General features: G+C 46.0%; 13 protein-coding genes and 1 riboswitch. Of the genes, 7 read left to right on the top strand and 6 right to left on the bottom strand.

Annotated elements, in window-relative coordinates; translation table 11 throughout:
- Positions 1–119: 119 nt before the first annotated feature.
- Positions 120–1,538 (top strand): alginate export family protein, encoded by a 1,419-nt coding sequence (locus AB6D07_RS01555; RefSeq protein WP_029222821.1) that lies wholly within the window; start codon positions 120–122, stop codon positions 1,536–1,538.
- Between the two features lie 89 nt (positions 1,539–1,627).
- Here AB6D07_RS01555 and AB6D07_RS01560 read toward each other — a convergent pair whose 3' ends face one another.
- Together AB6D07_RS01560 and AB6D07_RS01565 are read right to left on the bottom strand one after the other, a co-directional pair.
- Positions 1,628–2,053, bottom strand: a complete 426-nt coding sequence (locus AB6D07_RS01560) for a phosphate-starvation-inducible protein PsiE (RefSeq protein WP_009848000.1) — start codon at positions 2,051–2,053, stop codon at positions 1,628–1,630.
- Between the two features lie 141 nt (positions 2,054–2,194).
- Positions 2,195–3,565 carry an NCS2 family permease gene (locus AB6D07_RS01565; RefSeq protein WP_017102434.1) on the bottom strand — a complete coding sequence of 457 codons (1,371 nt, stop codon included), beginning with the start codon at positions 3,563–3,565 and terminating at the stop codon, positions 2,195–2,197.
- 58 nt (positions 3,566–3,623) lie between these two features.
- A riboswitch (purine riboswitch) is annotated at positions 3,624–3,723 on the bottom strand.
- A 324-nt stretch (positions 3,724–4,047) separates the two neighbouring features.
- Between AB6D07_RS01565 and gmk the strand changes: the two genes are divergently transcribed.
- From gmk to recG, 4 genes are all read left to right on the top strand, one after another.
- A complete protein-coding gene (gene gmk / locus AB6D07_RS01570) occupies positions 4,048–4,671 on the top strand; it encodes a guanylate kinase (RefSeq protein ID WP_009848002.1) in 624 nt (207 codons plus the stop codon).
- Positions 4,672–4,950: 279 nt separating this feature from the next.
- Positions 4,951–5,223, top strand: a complete 273-nt coding sequence (rpoZ, locus tag AB6D07_RS01575; protein ID WP_009848003.1) for a DNA-directed RNA polymerase subunit omega — start codon at positions 4,951–4,953, stop codon at positions 5,221–5,223.
- A 45-nt stretch (positions 5,224–5,268) separates the two neighbouring features.
- Positions 5,269–7,395, top strand: coding sequence for a bifunctional GTP diphosphokinase/guanosine-3',5'-bis pyrophosphate 3'-pyrophosphohydrolase (gene spoT / locus AB6D07_RS01580; RefSeq protein WP_012603022.1), 2,127 nt, complete (start codon positions 5,269–5,271; stop codon positions 7,393–7,395).
- A 178-nt stretch (positions 7,396–7,573) separates the two neighbouring features.
- The gene (gene recG / locus AB6D07_RS01585) at positions 7,574–9,652 is read left to right on the top strand and encodes an ATP-dependent DNA helicase RecG (protein WP_029222822.1); all 2,079 of its coding nucleotides are present in this window, start codon (positions 7,574–7,576) and stop codon (positions 9,650–9,652) included.
- A gap of 67 nt (positions 9,653–9,719) precedes the next feature.
- Here the strand turns inward: recG and envZ are convergent, their stop codons facing one another.
- Positions 9,720–11,015, bottom strand: coding sequence for a two-component system sensor histidine kinase EnvZ (gene envZ, locus AB6D07_RS01590; protein WP_012603020.1), 1,296 nt, complete (start codon positions 11,013–11,015; stop codon positions 9,720–9,722).
- A 308-nt stretch (positions 11,016–11,323) separates the two neighbouring features.
- Complete coding sequence (ompR, locus tag AB6D07_RS01595) at positions 11,324–12,043, bottom strand: two-component system response regulator OmpR (protein WP_009848007.1); 720 nt, start codon at positions 12,041–12,043, stop codon at positions 11,324–11,326.
- A 178-nt stretch (positions 12,044–12,221) separates the two neighbouring features.
- Here ompR and greB point away from each other — a divergent pair, with 178 nt between their 5' ends.
- Both greB and AB6D07_RS01605 read left to right on the top strand, forming a co-directional pair.
- A complete protein-coding gene (greB, locus tag AB6D07_RS01600; RefSeq protein ID WP_017079316.1) occupies positions 12,222–12,704 on the top strand; it encodes a transcription elongation factor GreB in 483 nt (160 codons plus the stop codon).
- 688 nt (positions 12,705–13,392) lie between these two features.
- Entirely contained in the window at positions 13,393–15,723 is a 2,331-nt protein-coding gene (locus AB6D07_RS01605) for a Tex family protein (protein WP_017102436.1), read from the top strand.
- A gap of 267 nt (positions 15,724–15,990) precedes the next feature.
- Here AB6D07_RS01605 and AB6D07_RS01610 read toward each other — a convergent pair whose 3' ends face one another.
- Entirely contained in the window at positions 15,991–16,464 is a 474-nt protein-coding gene (locus tag AB6D07_RS01610) for a hypothetical protein (RefSeq protein WP_009848010.1), read from the bottom strand.
- Between the two features lie 354 nt (positions 16,465–16,818).
- Positions 16,819–17,595 (bottom strand): pimeloyl-ACP methyl ester esterase BioH, encoded by a 777-nt coding sequence (gene bioH, locus AB6D07_RS01615; RefSeq protein WP_009848011.1) that lies wholly within the window; start codon positions 17,593–17,595, stop codon positions 16,819–16,821.
- Positions 17,596–17,648: the final 53 nt, after the last annotated feature.

The following is a 17,648-nucleotide window of genomic DNA, read 5'->3' on the forward strand; positions in this document are numbered from 1 at the left end:
AAGCGCAACTTCCGTAGCCCTACTGTTACGAATCTATAGAAACCAATAACTGACAATTCCTCCTGTGACTACAAGTCACAGGAAGGGATTCGTGCACCTGAAATATGGGAAATATAAAAATGAAAGCAATGACAAAACATGCAGTTACTTTACTTGCTCTTTGTGTTTCTGGCGTCCTACACGCAAACGAAAATACAACATCAAGCTGGTCTGAGCGCAACCCTATCGTCTTCTGGGGAGATAGAGCCAATGAGGACTGGAGCTATGTCGATGGTCTAGACGAAAGTCAAAAAAGCTTTTCAGAAAAACTCAAACGCTTGGATATTGATGACAGTGGTGACTGGAAAGTCTCATTTAGCGGTAATGTAAAAGCCGCAGTCGATAACCGTTGGAATCACATGTACGACGGAGAAAACCGCAAGAAAAATGAACTGCGTACTCGCATGCAATTCTCCACCGATGTGACTTACCAAGACTGGATGCGTGTATTTGGTGAAATTCGAACCAATTACACTAACCTCGATAGTCCGGGTCCAGTAGACGATGCCGGTACTGACTTCCACCAGTTGTTTACCGAATTCAAATTACTCGATGACGGTGAGCAATACCTAAGTACCCGCCTTGGTCGCCAAGAAATATACTTAAATGAATGGCAAATGATGAACCGTGAACCAACGCCAGTTCAATCAAGTTGGAATGCAGCCAGCGCAAAATACAGCGTAGCAGGCATCAATTTTGACGCATACTACGGCGAGGAAGTATTCCCTCTCTACAAAGATGGCAGCTTCGGTGGCAACTGGGATGATAAAACCAATGGCAAAAAATCGACCGGCTTATTCGCTAATTGGAGAACTGACTTCGGGGCAATGCAAGCCTACATAATGAGTAATAAACTCACCAATGAAAGCTTTGTTAATGCACCAGACGGTGACGTCGACATTCAAGTTTTAGGCTTACATGCCCATGACTTTGTGAGTGAAGGGTTTGGTTACATGCTCGACGGTGTTTATCAATTTGGTGATCATGCAGGTAAAGATATCTCAGCCTACATGGCTTATGCCGATTTGAACTACAACTGGAAAGCAGACTGGAACTATCGCTTAGGTCTGAACCTACATTACGCATCAGGTTCAGATAAAAACAGCGACAAAGTGAACACGTTTAACCCTTTGTGGACAGGTGACCCACTGGGTTTCGCGCATGATGGCGCTTACGGTAACGCAATGCAGGTCGGTTCTTACACTGTGATTGAGTATCAGCCGAAACAATCCATCATCGCTGGCTTTATGTCGACATGGCGTGCCAACACAGATGATGCAATCTACACACTCAACCAAGATGTATTATTTGGTGCAGAGTCTGACGAAAAATACGCTTACACCCAGTTCTATCTGCAATTCCATAATTACATCACAGGCAACTTAAAGTCTGAGTTAAATATGTACTACGCATTAGATAGCGACTACACACGTGACGTAGTCGGCAGTAGCAGTGATGACATTTCCCGTGTTGAAATCGCACTGATCTATAACTTCTAACACTGCTTATCAGGTTAGTATGTTACTAAATGAATTCGCCCAGCAATGCTGGGCGAATTTTTTAGATCATCATATTTCAGTTAATTGAATTACTCATCCGGCTGCTTGGTTCGAAGATCCACATATGGCCAGTAATGGTGCCCGACTCGAATCAAAAGTGTTGCTGCTGCTAAGATAAACGCTGCAACAGACAACCAAACGATGAGAACTGCATCTAACTCTTTCATGCCTAAAGTGATGTAGCGAGCTATTGCCATCATCGCGATGTAAATCGGATATCGAACCGGAATCTTACCGTTCATCACAAACTGCTGAACCATCGCCAACACTTCTAAATAGATAAACATCAGTAGAATATCGGTCAATTGCACTCGACGTTCAGCAAAAACATGCATGAACTCTTCGACCATCGCAAACAAGGTCGCGAGCGTGATCGCCACCAGCAATACCGCTTCCATAATGTGAAATACTTTTAAAAACGGCTTACTAAAAGATTTAGGTAAGTGAGAAGGCATAGTCACTCTTAAAAAAATAATTAATCCAGTCTCTACATTAGCATGCGCTCTAGAGAAGCGACGAATACAAAAATGGCCCCACATTCACTGCAGAGCCATTTGTTTGTCTTTTACTTAACGACTTCTAGTGACTAATTAGCCTTACAACAGAATCAGATACGTTAAGAACACCACACATAGCCCGTAGATCAGTGGGTGCACTTCTTTGCGCTTACCTGCAACAACCATTGTGAATGCGTAGCTGATGAAACCCATCGCCATACCGTTCGCTGGTGAGAAGCTTAGCACTGTGAACATGATGGTGAAGAAAGCTGCAATGCGTGACTCTTTCTTTTCCCAGTTAATCTGACCAAGACGACCCACCATGTAGATGCCTACCACAACCATCGCAGGCGCGACCATTGCCGCTGAGAAGATAGAGAAGATTGGGTATAGGAATAGAGACACTAGGAATAGGCCAGCCACCATGGCTGCCGCTAAACCTGTTTTCGCACCTTGAGAAGAGGCAATACCCGATTCAGAGAAAGCAGTAATCGATGTGGTACCTAGAATTGAACCAATCACAGTACCGCCCGCATCAGCCACTAGCGCCGATTTTGCATTCGGCACTTTACCGTCTTTGTCGATGATACCTGCATCACGGCCAACACCCACAATCGTGCTCAATCCATCGAAGAAATCGACAATCAAGAAGATAAGTACGATGAACAACAAATCGAACATTTTCTCAGGCGTAAAAGCTGAGAAGTCAAAGATAGCGCCAAAGCTGCCTGCCATACTTGGTGGCATTGAAACGAATTGGTCAGGGATTGGGGCGTTTGATGTGCCCATGAATACATCAGCAAGAATGGTCAGTACGATAGCTGAAACAAACGAGATAAACGTGGCCAACTTAATATCACGAACCATACAGCCCAATGCGATGAAGATGCTCACATAAGCGATGATCACTTTTGGATCGGAAATGTCACCTAAACCAACCAGTACGAACGGGTTAGAAACGATGATACCCGCATTCTTAAGGCCTAAGAAAGCAATGAACAAGCCGAGAGACACAGTAATCGCAAGCTTCAAATCTTCAGGAATCGATTCAATCATCGACTTACGGATATTAGTCAGTGAGAAGGCAAGATAAAGAATACCCGATAGGAAGATGCCAAATAATGCTTCATTCCAAAGTACCGCCACTGAACCACTTAACAATAAACCTTTGAAGAAGCCATTCATGCTCATGCCAGGTGCTAGCATGACTGGATAGTTACCCCAAATGCCCATGATAAGCGTTGCAATAGCAGCAGAAAGAGCGGTCGCCGTAAAGACTGCACCTTTGTCCATTCCCGGAATGCCACCCAAAATTGCTGGGTTAACCGCCAAGATATAACTCATCGCTAAGAAGGTAATAAAACCTGCGTATAGCTCAGTGCTGATCGTGGTCTTTCTCTCTGAGAGTTTGAACAGGGTGTCAAATGAGCCAGATGTCTTCTGGGCTTTCAGGGTGGAGTCGGTATTCACAACAAAACCTATGTATTAAATTAAGAAATTTGAGATTCAAATGCTGTGAGAATAGAGGGATCTCTACACTAAAAACTGTAGTCACCAAGGTAGGCTCGGTAGTAGAAACATTTGATCCATTTCATCAAACATATACAGCATTTAATCGTTTGCGCGGATTGTAAGGATTGAGATTAAAACTTCAACAAATTTTGTTCAGATCACATAAAAAACTGAACATGATCGGTCATTACATTTATAGGAAGATCAGACAAAGGATCATTTGAGAATAAATAACGATCAAGCCAGTTGTTCTCAATCATCTAAATATGCTACTCTTCGCCTCCATTTTTCTGACCTAATTTTCACCAGTTGTCTCTATTAGTTTTACTTGTTATCCCTTTTTAGATGCAACCATCGGAACAAAAATTAGAGTCAGTGCTATCTTTTATAGTGTCGGTTTATCGCCCTCACTCAATCCAACCAACAGTGGAAATATACAGATGGGCAAAGGTACTCTTTACATCGTATCTGCACCTAGTGGCGCAGGTAAGTCGAGCTTGATCTCAGCAATGCTAGAAACCAATCCAACCTACGCAATGAAGGTATCTGTTTCACACACCACTCGCGGTATGCGCCCTGGTGAAGAAAATGGTGTTCACTACCACTTCGTAGAGAAGCATCATTTTGAAGACCTTATTAATAAAGGTGAATTCCTAGAGTACGCTGAAGTTTTCGGCAACTACTACGGTACTTCACGCGTTTGGATTGAAGAAAACCTAGACCGCGGTATCGATGTATTCCTAGATATCGACTGGCAAGGTGCTCGTCAGATCCGTGAACAAATGCCTCAAGCGAAGAGTGTCTTCATTCTTCCACCATCAAATGGTGAGCTAGAGCGTCGTTTGAATGTTCGCGGTCAAGACAGCGACGAAGTTATTGCAAAACGCATGAGCGAAGCAAAATCTGAGATTTCTCACTATGCAGAATACGATTATGTGATCGTGAATGATGACTTTGATGCAGCCCTAATGGACTTCAGAGCTATCATTCGTGCGGAGCGCTTAAAAGAAGATAAGCAAGCAGCGAAATACAGCGGCATGCTTACAGCACTACTAGCGGAATAATCTCTGATACCAATCGTAGTAAACAACTGGTCATTCTAGCTTGTGAAAAAGCCTGATAACGTCGTTAGAATTTTTGATTGTAGGGTCACTACTTGTCGAAAAATTCTGCCTTGTTCTCAAACTTTTGTTCGGCGCTATCTCTGAACACTTATTTACTGTGATTGGTATAACTGGATTTTCCATTGAGATAAGTATACGGTGAACTAGAAAGTCTCTAGTTAAACTTGTATACTTTCTCGTCATCAAAAATTTATTAGTTAATTACTATTTGGAGTCCTCATGGCACGCGTAACTGTTCAAGACGCTGTTGAAAAAGTTGGCAACCGTTTCGACCTAGTTCTTATTGCGGCTCGCCGCGCACGTCAAATGCAAACTGGCGGCAAAGATTCACTAGTGCCTGAAGAAAACGATAAGCCAACGGTTATCGCTCTTCGCGAAATCGAAGAAGGTCTTATCACTAAAGACGTACTAGATGCTCGTGAGCGTCAAGAGCAACAAGAGCAAGAAGCGGCTGAGCTTGCAGCAGTAAGCAGCATCGCTCACACTCGCTGATAGAATCAACGTCATTCGAACTAATTAACCTTCCGGGCCTTTAATTTGTATCTATTCGATAGCCTCAAAGACGTTGCCCAAGAATACCTAACAGAGCCTCAAGTTGAGGCTCTGCGTCAATCTTATGTGGTAGCGAGAGACGCCCATGAAGGGCAAACCCGTTCAACGGGTGAACCATACATTATTCACCCTGTAGCTGTTTCAAGAATCCTGGCAGAAATGCGTCTGGATATAGAAACTCTGCAAGCAGCCCTACTCCACGATGTAATTGAAGACACTGAAGTTACAAAAGAGGAGCTAGAAGCTCAATTCGGCAATACCGTTGCTGAACTGGTTGATGGTGTATCTAAGCTGGATAAGCTTAAATTTCGTGATCGCAAAGAAGCGCAAGCAGAGAACTTCCGTAAGATGGTTCTCGCGATGGTGCAAGACATCCGCGTTATCTTGATCAAATTAGCTGACCGTACTCACAACATGCGTACGCTTGGGGCACTTCGTCCTGATAAGAAGCGTCGTATTGCTCGTGAAACCCTAGAGATTTATTCTCCGCTAGCTCACCGTCTTGGTATTCATAACATTAAGACAGAACTAGAAGAGCTGGGCTTCGAAGCCCTTTATCCTAACCGTTATCGCGTCCTGAAAAACGTAGTGAAAGCTGCGCGTGGTAACCGTAAGGAGATGATCCAACGTATCCATAGCGAAATCGAAGGCCGCCTTGAAGAAGTCGGTTTGCCTGCTCGCGTACTTGGTCGTGAAAAGAACCTGTTCTCCATCTATAACAAGATGAAAACCAAAGAGCAGCGCTTCCACACCATTATGGACATCTACGCTTTCCGCGTGGTGGTTGATACACCAGATACTTGCTATCGCGTACTTGGTCAGGCCCACAGCCTGTACAAGCCTCGTCCTGGCCGCATGAAAGACTACATTGCAGTACCGAAAGCCAACGGCTACCAATCTCTGCACACGTCAATGATCGGCCCTCACGGGGTGCCAGTTGAGGTCCAGATCCGTACTGAAGATATGGAGCAGATGGCAGATAAAGGTGTCGCGGCGCACTGGTCTTACAAAGGCAATGGCTCACGCAGTAGCAACGGGACAACCGCACAGGTTAAAGCACAACGTTGGATGCAGAGCTTACTTGAGCTGCAACAAAGCGCAGGTAACTCATTCGAATTCATTGAAAACGTTAAATCTGATCTGTTCCCAGATGAGATCTTCGTATTCACGCCGAAAGGTCGCATTGTCGAACTTCCAGCAGGCGCAACAGCAGTCGATTTTGCTTACGCGGTACATACCGACGTCGGCAACATGTGTGTCGGTGCTCGTGTAGACATGAACCCTTACCCACTCAGCAAATCGCTGAAGAATGGCCAAACTATTGAGATCATCAGTGCTCCGGGCGCACGTCCGAATGCAGCATGGCTCAACTACGTAGTGACCTCACGTGCGCGTACGAAGATCCGTCAGGTCCTGAAAACGATGCGTCGTGAAGAGTCGATTACCCTTGGCCGTCGCCTACTGAACCATGCACTTGGTGAACACTCTATTGCCGATGTCGGTCAAGAGAATATCGAACATGTATTGTCTGATCTACGTCTCGATAACATTGAAGACTTGCTAGCATCGATTGGTCTTGGTGAACTGATGAGTATCGTTATTGCTCGTCGTTTATTGGGCGATGCTGACGAACTGACTGAAGTGGCAAACAACAGCGATACGCCTAGGAAGAAATTACCTATCCGTGGTGCTGAAGGCCTATTACTGACGTTCGCTAACTGTTGTCACCCGATTCCAGATGATCACATTATTGCTCATGTATCTCCAGGTCGTGGTCTTGTGGTACACCGAGAAACGTGTCCAAACGTTCGTGGTTACCAGAAAGAACCGGATAAATACATGGCGGTTGAATGGTCTGACGATTACAACCAAGAGTTCACAGCTGAACTTCAGGTCGAATTGCAGAACCATCAAGGTGCGCTGGCTGAGCTAACTAACGTTATCTCGAAAACAGGCTCGAACATTCACGGTATCTCAACCGAAGAACGTGACGGACGCTTGTACACAGTGACTATCTTGTTGACCACGAAAGATCGTGTTCATTTAGCGAGCATTATGAAGAAGCTACGTGTGATGCCACACGCGCTCAAAGTAAGACGTCGTAAGAACTAACGTTCGAACTTATTGGCAACTTTGCTAAGAATTGAAATCCCCTTAATGCTTTATCGCTTAAGGGGATTTTTTGTGGCTGCGATTCTAGAGTTCCCCTAGTTTCATGCTATTCATGCCTGTACAAAAATCCAGTAAAATGCTTGAATAGATTATCTCTCTTACGTTTATGAGCCTTGTTATGTCACAGCTTTTATCTGCTATCCCTCTCAACTCTTTATCTGGAGTCGGCGCAAAAGTCGCAGAGAAACTGGAAAAGGTTGGGCTTAACAATGTACAAGACCTGCTATTTCACCTACCTCTGCGCTATGAAGATAGAACTCGTATCTATCCCATCGTAAAGCTGCATGCCGGGCTGTGGGCTGCTGTACAAGGCAAGGTGATGCATGTTGATACCATTTTCGGTAAACGTAAGATGCTTGCAGTAAAGATCAGCGATGGTAACGGCACCATCACCCTACGCTTTTTCAACTTCACCGCCGGTATGAAGAATAACTTTGCCGAAGGCAAACAAGTGCATGCTTATGGTGAGATCAAGCGCGGCAATATGGGGCTTGAGATTGTTCACCCTGACTACAAATTCTTTGCTCCTAGGCAACAACCAGATGTTGAAGCGAATCTGACTCCGGTGTATCCAACCACTGAAGGGCTAAGACAAGCCACGCTACGTAACCTTACAGATCAAGCCTTAGAGTTAATCGACAAGGCAGCGGTTAATGAGCTTTTACCATCAGGCTTATACGACCACCAAATTACCCTCGCACAAGCTCTGCATACCATTCACAGGCCGCCCCCGGGCATTGACCTAGAGCTGTTTGATGAAGGCAAGCACCCTGCGCAACTGCGACTAATTATGGAAGAGCTACTGGCTCAAAATCTGTCTATGTTGTCTGTTCGTAGTAAGGGGCAACAAGACAAAGCGATGCCTTTTCCTCCAGTAAATACTCTTAAAGATAAGCTACTCGCTCAGTTACCGTTCTCGCCAACCAATGCACAAGCACGGGTCACCAAAGAGATCGAAGCTGACTTGGAAAAGCCGCACCCTATGATGCGTTTAGTGCAAGGTGATGTGGGCTCTGGTAAAACCTTAGTCGCTGCACTCGCGGCTGTTCGCGCACTCGAGCACGGTCAGCAAGTAGCACTTATGGCACCCACTGAACTACTCGCAGAACAACACGCGATTAACTTTGCCAACTGGTTTGAGGCAATGGGTATTCAAGTTGGATGGCTAGCAGGTAAACTCAAAGGCAAAGCTCGTGAAACTGAACTAACACGAATTGCCAGCGGCGAAGCGCAAATGGTGGTCGGTACTCATGCGCTATTCCAAGAGCATGTCGAGTTCAACAACCTTGGTTTAGTAATCATTGATGAGCAGCACCGATTTGGCGTCCACCAGCGACTAGAGCTGCGTGAAAAAGGCGCGAAGCAAGGTTATTACCCTCACCAACTGGTGATGACGGCAACACCAATTCCACGAACGCTGGCGATGACGGCCTATGCCGACCTCGAAACCTCGATTATTGATGAGTTACCACCGGGGCGAACCCCAATTCAAACCGTCGCGATTCCTGATACTAAACGCGATGACATTGTTGAGCGTGTGAAAAATGCGTGTCTCAATGAAGGCAAACAAGCTTACTGGGTGTGTACGTTGATCGATGAATCCGAAGTATTGGAAGCTCAAGCTGCCGCTGATACGGCAGAAGAGCTGCAACGCAAACTGCCCGACGTAAAAATTGGTTTGGTTCATGGCCGAATGAAACCCGCTGAGAAACAAGCGGTGATGCAGGAATTCAAAGAGAACAAACTGCACCTGTTAGTTGCTACAACCGTGATTGAAGTCGGTGTGGATGTACCGAATTCGAGCTTAATGATCATCGAGAACCCAGAGCGTCTTGGTCTAGCGCAACTGCACCAACTGCGTGGCCGTGTTGGCCGAGGTTCGGTCGCAAGCCATTGTGTACTGTTGTACCACTCCCCACTATCTAAAACCGCTCAGAAGCGCTTAGGGGTACTTCGTGAAAGTAACGATGGCTTTGTGATAGCTCAGCGTGACTTAGAGATCCGTGGCCCCGGTGAACTACTTGGCACGAAACAAACAGGCTTGGCTGATTTTAAGATTGCCGACTTAGTCCGTGACCAGCGTTTGATACCTGAAGTGCAGCGTATCGCGCGTCATATCCACGATAGCTACCCAGACAACGCCAAGGCGATCATCAACCGCTGGCTGGGTGAGCGCGATGTGTATTCTAAGGCGTAATTCGCCCTCATATCTTGCTTAAAACGTAAAAAGGCTTCTACAAGGAAGCCTTTTTCGTGCGTATAGCCTAAGGTTTCACAGGGAAACTGATCTGCGCCTTCAAGCCACCCTCACTGCGGTTATTCACCACCACCGCACCTTGATGCTGACTAACAATACGTTTCACGATCGCTAAACCTAAACCTGTCCCTTCACTACCACGAGCCGTGTCACCACGAGTGAACGGTTCAAACAACTTCCCGATCTGGTCTTGTGGAATACCCGGACCGTTATCTTCTACCGTTACCCAAGCCAGTTTGTTATCAGCCGTCATACCAGTCGATACTTTGACCCAACCATTACCGTAGCGCAGCGCGTTCACCACCAAGTTACTCACTGCACGCTTCATCGCGATCGGGTTACCCAACGCAGGTTTCATGGTTTCTGGAATATCGGTTTCAATCTGAACCTCATAGCCTCCTTCAGAGCTAGAGACCTCACGCGCAATATCATCGACAAATACCGCCTGGAATGAGTCTCGGTCCACAGGCTTTAAGTAATCCATAAACTGACTGATGATCTCATTACACTCTTCAGTATCACTGATGATCCCTTCCGCTAGATAACTGTCTTCTGGCGACATCATCTCAGTCGCTAAGCGAATACGCGTGAGTGGTGTACGCAGATCATGGCTGATACCCGCCATTAGTAGGGCTCTATCTTCTTCAAGTTCTTGAATGCCTTTCGACATCTGATTAAAGGCTCGAGTTACCGAGCGAATCTCTTGCGCCCCTTGCACTGGAAGTGGCGGTGGAATATCACCACGCCCAACACCTTGCGCGGCTTTCTCTAGGGCTATCAACGGCCGATTTTGCAAGCGGATAAACAGCCACCCACCAGCAACAATCAACAACGCCATGATCAGACTGTTACGAAATAGAGGCGCAAAGTCTTCTTCTTGGAGCTCAGACAGGGGAATACGAATCAAGGAGTTAGGCAACTGCGCAATGTCCATCCACAACACGTAACTTTCTTTGCCCAAAACCAATCGCACTTCGGTTTCAGAACCGAGCTCTTTGGTCATCTCCTCACTCATCAGGTCTATCGCGACCGCATGGTAGTACTCGCCCGACGCTTCACTGTCCTTGGCATGAACCGTAACCCCGAGCTGCTCAAGTACACGCTGACGCAGTGGCGCATCAATCTCGATATCACTGCCTTGGTCCAATACTAGGTTTAGTTCGTGAGCCAAAATCTTATTAAACTGCTGCAAACTCGGCATCAATGCATAATTGAACACCGCGTAATAAGAAAAGATTTGGCTAGCAACCAACAGGGTTAAGAAGAGCACTATCGACTGAGTAAAGGAGCTACGTATGCGCATAGAAGACCTAAAGTGAGGGATGATAAAGGGATATAGTGGGAACTATAGCTGTAATACCAATCACAGTAAGTAAATGATCATAAATAGCGCCGGAAAAAGGCTTGAGAACAAGGCTGAAATTTTTGATAAGTAGTTATTCTACAATCAAAATTTCTAACGAAGTTATCGAGCGTTTTAACAAGCTAGGATGAGCAGTTATTTACTACGATTGGTATCTCTCATTGTGCTGAATACAAAACGGGCCATCGCATATTAATGAGATGACCCGTAAATAAAGAATTCTGAATCACAGAACGAGCAAAGCTAGATTACACAGCTTTGCCATCTGGAACGAATACATAACCCAAGCCCCACACCGTTTGGATATAACGAGGTTTACTTGGATCTTCTTCTACTAGACGACGCAAACGCGAAATCTGAACATCGATAGAACGTTCCATCGCTGAATACTCACGGCCACGCGCCATGTTCATCAGCTTATCGCGAGACATTGGCTCACGAGCGTTAGTGACCAGTGATTTCAGAACCGCAAATTCACCTGAGGTAAGAGGCATAGGCTCTTCACCGCGGAACATTTCACGTGTACCTAGGTTTAGGCGGAACTCACCAAACTCAACCACAGACTCTTCTGTGCTTGGCGCGCCCGGTGCTTCAATCACTTGGCGACGCATTACCGCTTTGATACGAGCAAGCAGTTCACGTGGATTAAATGGTTTTGGCAGGTAATCATCAGCACCCACTTCCAAACCCACAATGCGATCCACTTCGTCACCCTTTGCGGTCAGCATCAGGATTGGTAGCGAGTTGTTTGCGTTTCGTAGACGACGACAGATCGAAAGACCGTCTTCGCCCGGCAACATTAAATCCAATACCATCAAGTGAAAGTTTTCACGGGTTAACAGGCGGTCCATCTGCTCACTGTTTGCCACGCTACGCACTTGAAAGCCTTGCTCTGACAGATAGCGTTCTAGCAGTGCACGTAAACGAGCATCGTCATCGACCACTAAAATTTTGTAGTTTTCTTGCATGTAATGGTTCCACCTATTAAAGCTTAAACCTAAGGTTAAGCATTCTTGGTAAATTGTATATTGGTATAAGACATTAAAAATGTAACATTATTGAGGGAAAAGTCGCCTAAATAATTGTTAACGTATGTTGCCTTTCTATATATTCTATCTTAGATCATCATTTCATTAAGTCAGATTTATGAAAACCAAACTTATCACCCGCGAAGGTTATAACAAGCTCAAAGCAGAACATGACCACTTATGGCACGAGAAGCGTCCTGAAATCACTAAGATAGTCACTTGGGCTGCAAGCCTTGGAGATCGTTCAGAAAACGCAGATTACACCTTCAACAAGCGTTTGCTTCGTCAGATTGATCGCCGAGTACGTTTCTTACGCAAGTTCCTACCTGATGTCACGATCGTGGACTACTCACCGCAACAAGAAGGTAAGGTATTTTTCGGTGCTTGGGTCGAGATTGAGAATGATGATGGGGAAATGAAGAAGTTTCGTATTGTCGGCCCTGAAGAGATCTACGGTGATGCGAAAGGTTATATCTCTATCGACTCGCCAATGGCTAGAGCTCTGCTGAAGAAGGAAGTGGATGATGAGTTTACGGTAACCACACCGGAAGGCGATAAAGAGTGGTTCATTAACTCGATTCGCTACGCAGACGACGCGTAAAGTTTATTGCTCATGCCTTGGCTTATGGCTTAGCGTGATTAACCGGCCATCACAGATCGAGCAGACAAACCCAAACTCCAGATAAAAGAAAACCCCGCTAGGCTTGCGCCTGGCGGGGTTAAGTCTCTATCGCAGCAATCCAGCTACTGTTTATCTCTTCGAGATAAGGTGCTCCCTGCATCTGTCCTTGATAGTGGCTAAATCCTTTAACCAATTTCCTTTTTGTTCATCGCCATCCTAGCGGTGTCCATTCTAGCCTGTCATCCTGACTGGCGAATCTCATCCAGAGATTATTACTTCCTTGCTGACCACTCATCCTAAGTAATCAAATCTTCGTCCTGAAGATACCTAGTCCATTAGGCTTTTTCCTGTTCCTGCCAACTCCCTGTCGACAAGTTAAATATTACGGTATTTGGGCGAGTTTCCTAGATAGTCCCAAAAAACATTTCGAGTGAGAAATACGCCCTAAAACACCATATCATTTAAAATCAATAGCTTACATATAAATTAAGACATATTGACAGGCTTAAGACGACTTAGGCTTACATCACGTGTGAGAGATCTCGCACAAAGCGGATATCACAAACGGAAATTCGACTTCTGACACGATAATTACACAGCCAAAGCTAGAAAAAGCGTACGCTCACCCCCATGTATTTGTCATGATATTAAATAAGAGATTCATCGGATGAGCCAAGCTATCTGTCGACTGATTGCTGAAGAACTGAATGTTCGTTCAGAGCAAGTCATCGCCGCAGTCAACCTAATTGACGACGGTAACACCGTTCCCTTTATTGCCCGCTACCGTAAAGAAGTCACGGGTGGCTTAGACGATACCCAACTACGTAACCTTGATAGTCGCCTTTCATACCTTCGCGAACTTGACGATCGCCGCCAAACGATTCTTAAGTCGATTCAAGACCAAGGCAAGCTCACTCCAGAACTGGAGCGTGACATCACTCAAGCCGACAGCAAAACGCGCCTAGAAGATTTATATCTGCCATACAAACCTAAGCGTCGTACCAAAGGTCAAATCGCGATTGAAGCAGGCTTAGAGCCACTTGCTGATACTCTTTGGAATGAACCACAGCACGATCCTGAATCCGAAGCCGCTAACTTCATCAGTAGCGATAAAGGCATTGTTGATACTAAAGCCGCGCTAGATGGTGCACGTGCTATCGTGATGGAGCGTATTGCAGAAGACGCAAATCTACTTGAAAAGATTCGCAAACATCTCACGCGTAACTCTGAGCTCGTTTCACGTGTCGTGGCAGGCAAAGAGCAAGCCGGCGAGAAATTCAAAGATTACTTCGAACACAACGAAACACTCAACAAAGTACCTTCACACCGTGCGCTTGCGATGTTGCGAGGCCGAAATGAAGGCTTCCTAACGCTGGCAATGAATGCTGACCCAGAACAAGAAGAAGGTGTACGTGGTTCATACTGCGAAAACATCATCTCTGATCACTACGGTATTACCCTGAGCAGCGCACCTGCAGATGCATGGCGTAAGCAAGTGATTAGCTGGGCATGGCGTATCAAGGTTTCCATGCACATGGAAACTGAGCTGATGGGCGCGATGAAAGAACGCGGTGAAATCGAAGCGATTGAAGTGTTCGCAACCAACCTTAAAGACTTGTTGATGGCGGCGCCTGCTGGCCCTCGAGCAACTTTGGGCTTGGATCCGGGTTTACGTACCGGTTCGAAAATCGCAGTGGTGGATTCAACCGGTAAGGTTCTAGCAACAGAGACCATTTACCCTCACCCACCACAGAAGCAATACGACAAATCTGCACACGTGGTTGAGCAGATGGTTCGCCAATACAATGTTGATTTGATTGCGATTGGTAATGGTACCGCTTCACGCGAAACAGACAGCTTTGTGGCTGATGTGATTAAGCGTGGCAACCTAACAGCGCAGAAAATCATTGTTAGCGAAGCGGGCGCATCGGTTTATTCTGCTTCTGAGCTAGCGGCAAAAGAGTTCCCGAATATGGATGTCTCGATTCGTGGTGCGGTGTCTATTGCGCGTCGTCTACAAGATCCACTGGCAGAGCTTGTGAAGATTGACCCTAAATCGATCGGTGTGGGCCAATACCAACACGATGTGAGCCAAACCATGCTTGCTAAGCGCCTAGACGCGATTGTCGAAGACTGTGTAAACGCCGTTGGTGTTGATGTGAATACCGCTTCTGCCGCGCTTCTGACTCGTGTCGCTGGTCTTTCTAGCACCATCGCTCAAAACATCGTCGACTTCCGTGATGAGAATGGTCGTTTCGAAGCGCGTACTACCTTGAAAAAAGTCGCTCGTTTAGGACCAAAAGCCTTTGAACAGTGTGCTGGCTTCCTACGTATCATGGATGGTAAGAACCCGCTAGACGCATCATCGGTTCACCCAGAAGCTTACCCATTGGTGAAAACCATCGCCGAGAAAAACCACAAAGACATCAAATCTCTGGTAGGTAACACAGATTTCTTACGTGGCTTACATGCGGTTGATTACACTAATGAGAATTTTGGTGTACCGACAGTAACCGACATCATCAAAGAGCTGGATAAACCGGGGCGAGATCCTCGTCCTGAGTTCAAGACGGCAACGTTCGCCGATGGCGTAAATAGCATGTCTGACTTAGAACCCGGTATGCTCTTAGAAGGCGTGGTTTCAAACGTGGCTAACTTCGGTGCGTTCGTAGATATTGGTGTTCACCAAGACGGCTTGGTACACATTTCAGCACTGACCGATCGCTTTGTCTCTGACCCACGAGAAGTGGTGAAAGCGGGTGATATCGTGAAAGTGAAGGTGATGGAAGTGGATGTTCAGCGTAAACGTATTGCACTAAGCATGCGCATGAAAGATGAGCCTGGACAAGATAACCGCGCACAACGTTCAAGTGCACCTCGCACACAAAACCGCCCGAACCAAAACTCACAAGGTGGACAACGCCGTCGTGAGGAGCCGCAACAAAACGCTGCGATGGGCGGTGCTTTCGCAGCTGCCTTCGCTAAAGCGAAAAAGTAATCCGTTAGCTCGTCTGCAAAACGGATGTGCTTAAAACAGAAAACCTGCATCCCTTAGGGTATGCAGGTTTTTTTATTATGTGTTCAAAAGAGACATCGAAGCTTGGTTGTATTCTTCGTGCTTATACTCAAAATAATTGGAGTTGCAGCTAGGCAACCTTTTCCCTACAAAGGAATGAAGTTCATCCCTATGAGCATAGAGGTTCTATGTGATTAGGGTGAACTTACGCAGTTAACAACGCTGCAGCTTCAAGTATGAAGAGTATAACTATAATACGACTAACATCTCTGACGGAGCATGAGGCGCAACAGCATGACCATAATGATATTTTATGACCTTACGTCGTTTCTCCATCTGTCCCTCCTGAATCGCCGCATCTAAAACATGCTTTGGCAGGCGGAAACGCATGGTATAGCCCTTTCCTTGATCAGCACTGTATGTTCTCAGAGCCAATAAGCTGAACAGCCTGTCAAAAGGATCTTGTGGCTTTTCATGGCTAACCGAATTGGCCTCTGACTCGTTCTCCATTTCATAACCTGGATGGTCTGAAGGATCCCAAGCCGACTGCTGCCTTCGTTTATCGTCTGATTTTACCTTACGCTCTGCATTGGTTCTCGCCAATGCTACTGCGGGAGCAACAGGTTCTCGGACTCTATTATCACGCGCAACTTGCTCTGTTTGCACATTAACGGACGGGGCGATTAGTGGCACACTTACTGCAGTTGCAGGTGACACAATCATCGCGAACTCTCCTCAAGAATCGCCCATCACTGTTGCCATAACGCTGTCGTACTGAGTCAGCACAACAGGCATAGCCCAACTTACCGCAATCAACTCATGAGAGAGTTAGGTCTGAGTATCATGCAATGCCTTGGTGTTATACCAATCGTAGTAAATAACTGCTCATCCTAGCTTGTTAAAATGCTCGATAACGGCGTTAGAACTTTTGATTGTAGAATAACTACTTATCAAAACTACTTGTCAAAAAAAAAGCAGCCTTGTTCTCAAGCCTTTTTCCTACGCTGTTTTTGAACACTTACTTACTGTGATTGGTATTAGGTTATATATCGACCAATCAGGCAATAAATTTAGTGATTATTTTTGCGCGAAGCTAACTAGTTCACTGCAAAAGGCATCGGCTTCTGTCATAAACGGCGCATGTGAAGACTGCGTGAATATATATTGCTCGGTATGAGGCAGCGCTCTACCCAGATCTTTTGCTACCTTGATTGGCACCAATCCATCCAGTCGCCCGTATAAACGCAGCATAGGCACTGAAATCTCCGGCAGTTGTTCACGCAAGTCAACATCAGACAGCATCTTTAAGCCGGCCAATAAAGAATCAGGATTCGGAAGCGGACGAGACAGTACCGCTTGCTTGAGTTGTTTTACATCTTGCCTTGCAGAAGGGCTGCCCATGGCTTGCAGTGCCATAAAGCGTTCGATAGTGGTTTGGAAATCTTCAACCAGCTGTTCGGTAAATGCGCTTAATACGTTTGGCTGAATACCTCGCCATAACACGGGTTCTTTTGCAGCGGCGAATTTAGGAGAACTGGCAACAGTCACCAATTTGCTTACGTAATCTGAGTGATGCAAAGCCATGTGTGTTGCGACCAAGCCACCCAGTGACCAACCGACCCAAATAGCCTGCTTTGGAGCTTCGGCCAACAATTGCTGAGCTATCTCTTCAAGATCTTGAGCGTGGCAATGAGAACTGTGTCCATACCCAGGAAGGTCAACAACATGCACTCGAAAATCAGCTTCTAACGCATCAACGGTTTGTTGCCATACCGCACCGTTCATTCCCCAGCCGTGAACCAACACTAAATCAGGCCCTTGCCCAGAAACATGCCAATATAACGTGTCACTCATTCTCGATATTCCCTACTTTTTCCATCAGCGATAATCCGCGCTTTTCAGTATTG

Source organism: Vibrio sp. 10N.239.312.C11, assembly GCF_041466065.1.
GTDB classification, from domain to species: Bacteria; Pseudomonadota; Gammaproteobacteria; order Enterobacterales; family Vibrionaceae; genus Vibrio; species Vibrio tasmaniensis_A.

Coding starts and splice junctions, on each gene's coding strand:
- AB6D07_RS01555 (WP_029222821.1), top strand. CDS start 120: ATGAAAGCAATGACAAAACATGCAGTTACTTTACTTGCTCTTTGTGTT.
- AB6D07_RS01560 (WP_009848000.1), bottom strand. CDS start 2,053: ATGCCTTCTCACTTACCTAAATCTTTTAGTAAGCCGTTTTTAAAAGTA.
- gmk (WP_009848002.1), top strand. CDS start 4,048: ATGGGCAAAGGTACTCTTTACATCGTATCTGCACCTAGTGGCGCAGGT.
- rpoZ (WP_009848003.1), top strand. CDS start 4,951: ATGGCACGCGTAACTGTTCAAGACGCTGTTGAAAAAGTTGGCAACCGT.
- recG (WP_029222822.1), top strand. CDS start 7,574: ATGTCACAGCTTTTATCTGCTATCCCTCTCAACTCTTTATCTGGAGTC.
- envZ (WP_012603020.1), bottom strand. CDS start 11,015: ATGCGCATACGTAGCTCCTTTACTCAGTCGATAGTGCTCTTCTTAACC.
- ompR (WP_009848007.1), bottom strand. CDS start 12,043: ATGCAAGAAAACTACAAAATTTTAGTGGTCGATGACGATGCTCGTTTA.
- greB (WP_017079316.1), top strand. CDS start 12,222: ATGAAAACCAAACTTATCACCCGCGAAGGTTATAACAAGCTCAAAGCA.
- AB6D07_RS01605 (WP_017102436.1), top strand. CDS start 13,393: ATGAGCCAAGCTATCTGTCGACTGATTGCTGAAGAACTGAATGTTCGT.
- AB6D07_RS01610 (WP_009848010.1), bottom strand. CDS start 16,464: ATGATTGTGTCACCTGCAACTGCAGTAAGTGTGCCACTAATCGCCCCG.
- bioH (WP_009848011.1), bottom strand. CDS start 17,595: ATGAGTGACACGTTATATTGGCATGTTTCTGGGCAAGGGCCTGATTTA.